The sequence below is a fragment of the Bartonella jaculi genome (genome assembly GCF_039543045.1).
GTDB classification, from domain to species: domain Bacteria; phylum Pseudomonadota; class Alphaproteobacteria; order Rhizobiales; family Rhizobiaceae; genus Bartonella; species Bartonella jaculi.
Genome location: NZ_BAABIZ010000093.1, coordinates 1 through 2008 on the forward strand (window position 1 = coordinate 1; position 2008 = coordinate 2008).

Below are 2008 nucleotides of genomic sequence, written 5' to 3' on the forward strand. Positions count from 1 at the left end.
CGCGGGAATGCTGCTTGAGCTTTAGGCTCTGCGTGTTAGCGCATTTGCCATGTATTTAGATACCATAAGATAAAAAGGTTTATCAATGTCTAAAGATCAATACAAAATAGACAAGAAAGATTGCACACTGTTGCCTCATCAAGCGGCCGATTGGATGGGTTGTTTTTTAGGTTTTTGTGGTCAAGTTTTCTTTATCGGGGGTGGTTATGGTTGCGGCTTATAATTTATGGACCCCAGATGTCAGACGCGATATCGTTAATCCGTATTCGGAAGTTGAACGATTACAAATTATGCTTTCCTGTTCTTTTAAGGCAGTGAGTGGTGGATTTCGGCATTTGCCAATCCGATATATTATTGACCCCCCGCATGGCTTATTTGATGCGGCATTAGCACGACAGATTGTTATTCATATTTTACATTATCAGTTTGAGGTTCCACGGCGGCGTATTGTCGCTATACAAGAACGGCAGCGGACTTCTATTTCTCTGTCACTCCAAGTGATTAATCGGCGATTAATGGAACCAGTCTTTGCTAGAGCCTATCGAAGATGGGCGGGGCGTGCGATGGATTTGTTTTTACGAGAAATGGACAAGGCGGTTGGATAATGGCACGGTTTCAAGAGATTGCTTTAGATTTGATTGTTGTACCGGAGCGTATACGCCCTGTTGATGATGAGCATGCCAAGGCGCTTGCGCAATCGATGGCACGAGAACGGTTGATGAATCCGATTACGGTGCGCCATACGCCCAATGCGAAAGAGGGCAATTATACACTTATTGCTGGTGCGCACCGGCTTCGTGCTGCGGAGCTTTTGGGCTATAGTGACATTGATGCGGTTGTGGTGCAGGCGGATAAGGATAATGCCGCGCTTTTAGAGGTTGCGGAGAACTTGTTTCGCAATGAATTGTCGGTGATTGACCGCGCTTTGTTTGTGCAGACGTACCGTGAATTGTGGGAAAAGAAGTATGGGGAAATTAAGCGTGGTGGAGATGGTAGTAATCAATATAAGGTTAAAAAAGAGCAATTCGGTCAAGTTGACCGAATTGCTCAAACAAACGAAGATGCCTCTTCAAATGACAGTGAAACTGGGGGTGAAGTGGACAAAGTGGCAAAGGGTAAACATTACCCTTTGCCAAAAGATGGTTCTGCAGATTACCATGAAACTGGGGGTGAAGGGGATAAAAAATCAAAGGATCAAGTTGTCCCTTTGATCGGTGGTGAGCAATTGGGTCAAGTTGATCCTATTGCTAAAATGAGCAATAGTGCAAACTTTGCACAATTGCATGATGAAGAGCAATTGGGTAAACATTACCCTTTTGCTGAACATGTGGCAGATCGTATTGGTTTATCGAAACGTGCAGTGCATTATTTAACGAAAATTGCCCAACATTTACAGCCGGAGTTGCGGTCTGTTTTGCGGGGGACGGCATTGGCGGATAACCAAACGCAGTTGTTAAAGTTAGCAAAGATGGAGCCGGTGGCGCAACGGCGGGTGGCGATTGCTTTGCAACAGGTTGAGGGGGATTTACGGCGGGCTGTTGATTTGGTCAATGGGATTAATATACCCCCGAAAGTTAATGAACAAGAGCGGGTTTTTGCTCAATTGTTGGGGGTATGGCAGAGAGCCGATGCACAGACACGGGCGCGGTTTTATGATTATTTGAACAAGCAATCGGGGGAGGGGCAGGCATGAAGACGCGTGGTTCTCATCAACTTGATTTTTTTCAACGTCCGGTTTTCCCCTGTCGTGAACCTGTTGCGCAGATTGATTTAGAGCGGTTTCGCTCTCGCATTAAGCGGGCGATGGCGCGGGCTTTGAGAGAATGCCGCTATGAGCGCAGTGAGATTGCAGAGCGTATGGCGCATTATTTAGGCATTGGGTGTTTGAGTAAGGCAAGCTTGGATGCTTATGTAGCGGAAAGTAAGCAGGTGGATATTTCCTTGCCGCGCTTTAAAGCTTTTGTGCGGGCGACAGAGGCATTTTGGCTCTGGGATGAGGTGGTGAGTG

4 protein-coding genes are annotated in these 2008 nt (G+C 46.5%); all 4 read left to right on the forward strand.

Annotated features, from left to right (window positions below; translation table 11 throughout):
• The first annotated feature begins 85 nt into the window (after positions 1-85).
• On the forward strand, positions 86-223 hold the full coding sequence (locus tag ABD915_RS09465; RefSeq protein WP_019219127.1) for a hypothetical protein: 138 nt from the start codon (positions 86-88) through the stop codon (positions 221-223).
• On the forward strand, positions 207-605 hold the full coding sequence (locus tag ABD915_RS09470; protein WP_345117679.1) for a hypothetical protein: 399 nt from the start codon (positions 207-209) through the stop codon (positions 603-605). Before ABD915_RS09465 ends, ABD915_RS09470 begins: the two co-directional genes overlap by 17 nt.
• Entirely contained in the window at positions 605-1693 is a 1089-nt protein-coding gene (locus ABD915_RS09475; protein WP_345117681.1) for a ParB/RepB/Spo0J family partition protein, read from the forward strand. Before ABD915_RS09470 ends, ABD915_RS09475 begins: the two co-directional genes overlap by 1 nt.
• Positions 1690-2008, forward strand: a 319-nt coding sequence (locus ABD915_RS09480; protein ID WP_345117683.1) for a hypothetical protein, incomplete at its 3' end; no start/stop codon positions are given. The genes ABD915_RS09475 and ABD915_RS09480, both read left to right, overlap by 4 nt.